Origin of the sequence: Lamprobacter sp. (assembly GCF_034860625.1) — a bacterium.
Lineage (GTDB): Bacteria > Pseudomonadota > Gammaproteobacteria > Chromatiales > Chromatiaceae > Lamprobacter.
In genome coordinates this window covers 1-1,752 of sequence record NZ_JAYESN010000446.1, presented here as the reverse complement: position 1 = coordinate 1,752, position 1,752 = coordinate 1, and the positions used below count along the sequence as shown (strand labels likewise).

The 1,752-nt window shown below is 60.4% G+C and carries 4 protein-coding genes; all 4 read left to right on the top strand.

What is annotated here, in order from left to right:
- Positions 1-547: 547 nt before the first annotated feature.
- Entirely contained in the window at positions 548-757 is a 210-nt protein-coding gene (locus VBE63_RS28705) for a hypothetical protein (RefSeq protein WP_323686392.1), read from the top strand.
- Complete coding sequence (locus VBE63_RS31680) at positions 745-1,089, top strand: type II toxin-antitoxin system PemK/MazF family toxin (RefSeq protein ID WP_416274719.1); 345 nt, start codon at positions 745-747, stop codon at positions 1,087-1,089. Before VBE63_RS28705 ends, VBE63_RS31680 begins: the two co-directional genes overlap by 13 nt.
- Positions 1,090-1,184: 95 nt before the next feature.
- Positions 1,185-1,526, top strand: coding sequence for a hypothetical protein (locus VBE63_RS28700; RefSeq protein WP_323686391.1), 342 nt, complete (start codon positions 1,185-1,187; stop codon positions 1,524-1,526).
- On the top strand, positions 1,523-1,752 hold a 230-nt coding region (locus VBE63_RS28695; protein WP_323686390.1), incomplete at its 3' end, for a hypothetical protein. The genes VBE63_RS28700 and VBE63_RS28695, both read left to right, overlap by 4 nt.

Sequence of the window (1,752 nt, the reverse complement as noted above, 5' to 3'; positions counted from 1 at the left end):
CTGCTCCTCGCGGGGCTCGGTGGTGGTCTCATCAGTCATGGAGCGAGTATAGCGGCTCGCCTGCAGAGAGAATGTTGCAGAGGAAAAATTCGACCCTGGAACCTTTTCCCAGGCCGTGGGATTGAGTTTGAGCCATGAATCCATGATGTCCGAGCGTTTCCCCGTGAGCCTGGCCCGTCTTGCGGCGCTGCGCGAGCCGACCATCGACCCGAAGGCGATCAGTCCAGAAGCAATTCAATAAACTGTCCCCGGAACTCGCACCGCAGGCTGGACATCGGCGCATGCCTCGGCGTAAAGCACATCGGGAAGCCTGTACGGGAGAACTGTAGGCACGGTTTGATGAGGGAGTGCTGGTATTCTGTGACGACGATTCGGCTAGTGAGGCACCGCCAGACGAAAGGGGCGGGAACAGATTAGGTCGAGTCTAAGGTTGCCGGATGCCTGCTCTCTACTCTACCCGATCCTTGACTCCGATCCTTTGCCCCCGATCCTCGTTCGATAAAGGTGCACTATGAGACCTGACCCTAACTCCTCAAGCGGTGGATAGATGGCAACGCTACAGACCACAATTCCTGATGACTTGTCGCGGCAAGTGCAAGCGACGGCTCGTGCACGCGGCATTCCTGTCCATCTTCTGGTTGCAGAAGCTCTCCGCTGCATCGTTTCACCGGAACCCTTTGGGAGCGAGGCGGAAGCATTTGATGCGATGGAAGCTCTTGAATCAGAAATCCTGAAGGATCTGCCGTGGAAGGCGTAAATCGGGGGGACGTTGTGTTGGCCGCGACGGCTGGGGACTATGGAAAACCGCGACCGTGGCTGGTGGTTCAAACAGACGTATACAACCACTCAGCATGCCCCGGTTCAATTATCGCTTGCCCGTTCACGACGCATGAGGAGTCTGCGGCTTATCGAATCCCCATGGACCTGCCATCAGGCGACACCCAACGTCGCTCCTGGGTGATGGTTGACAAATTGATGGCCATCAGACGCGAGCGTCTCGGAGCCAAGATCACGACGGCATCAAGGCAACAGATCGCGGCCGTCGAGCACGCGATGGCTGAATTGCTCGGTCTCCGTGCGCCTGACTGACCCGTCGCGTTGCGCAAGGGTGGGTAGAGCGAAGCGAAACCCACCGCAGCCAGGCGCTAAGACATCAGGAATCGCGCCACAACCAACGCCCCGGTTTGCCGAGGGCGTTTCAAGGCAACCTCAGCGCCTATGACGACAGCGGCCAAGTCATCGCCGAGGTCGATCTGGTGGCGCTCAATGCGCAGGTTGCCGTTGCGGTGGAATGCAAATCCCATCTCAGCGTCGACGACGTCAACGAGCACCTCGAGCGCCTTGCGCAGTTCAAGCAGTGTTTTCCGCGATACCGCGAGTATCAGCTGCTAGGCGCCGTCGCCGGCATGGTGGTGCCCGATCAGGTCGGGCGTTATGCCGATCGCAAAGGCCTCTTCGTGCTCGCCCAATCCGGACAAGCGCTCGAGATCCGCAACGACGCTGGCTTTCAGCCCAAGACCTGGTGAGCCAGCCCCCGCGCCAAGGCCTTGCCAAGGCCATTCAGTTAAGCCCCCGCATCACCCTCGCCGCACTGCTCCTGCTCGCCAGTGCGGCCACCGTCGCTGGAGCGAGCCAGGCCCCGGGTCCGATGCCGAGCGCAGCGCCGCCCATCAGCGTGATGACCTTCAACATCGGCGACTCCCGTCCCAGTCGGCCCTTTCCCGTTGCCGCCACCCTCGAAGCCATCACCCA

Bases quoted from the DNA above. Each gene is read 5' to 3' on its own strand.
- VBE63_RS28705 (WP_323686392.1), top strand. From the start codon at position 548: ATGGCAACGCTACAGACCACAATTCCTGATGACTTGTCGCGGCAAGTG.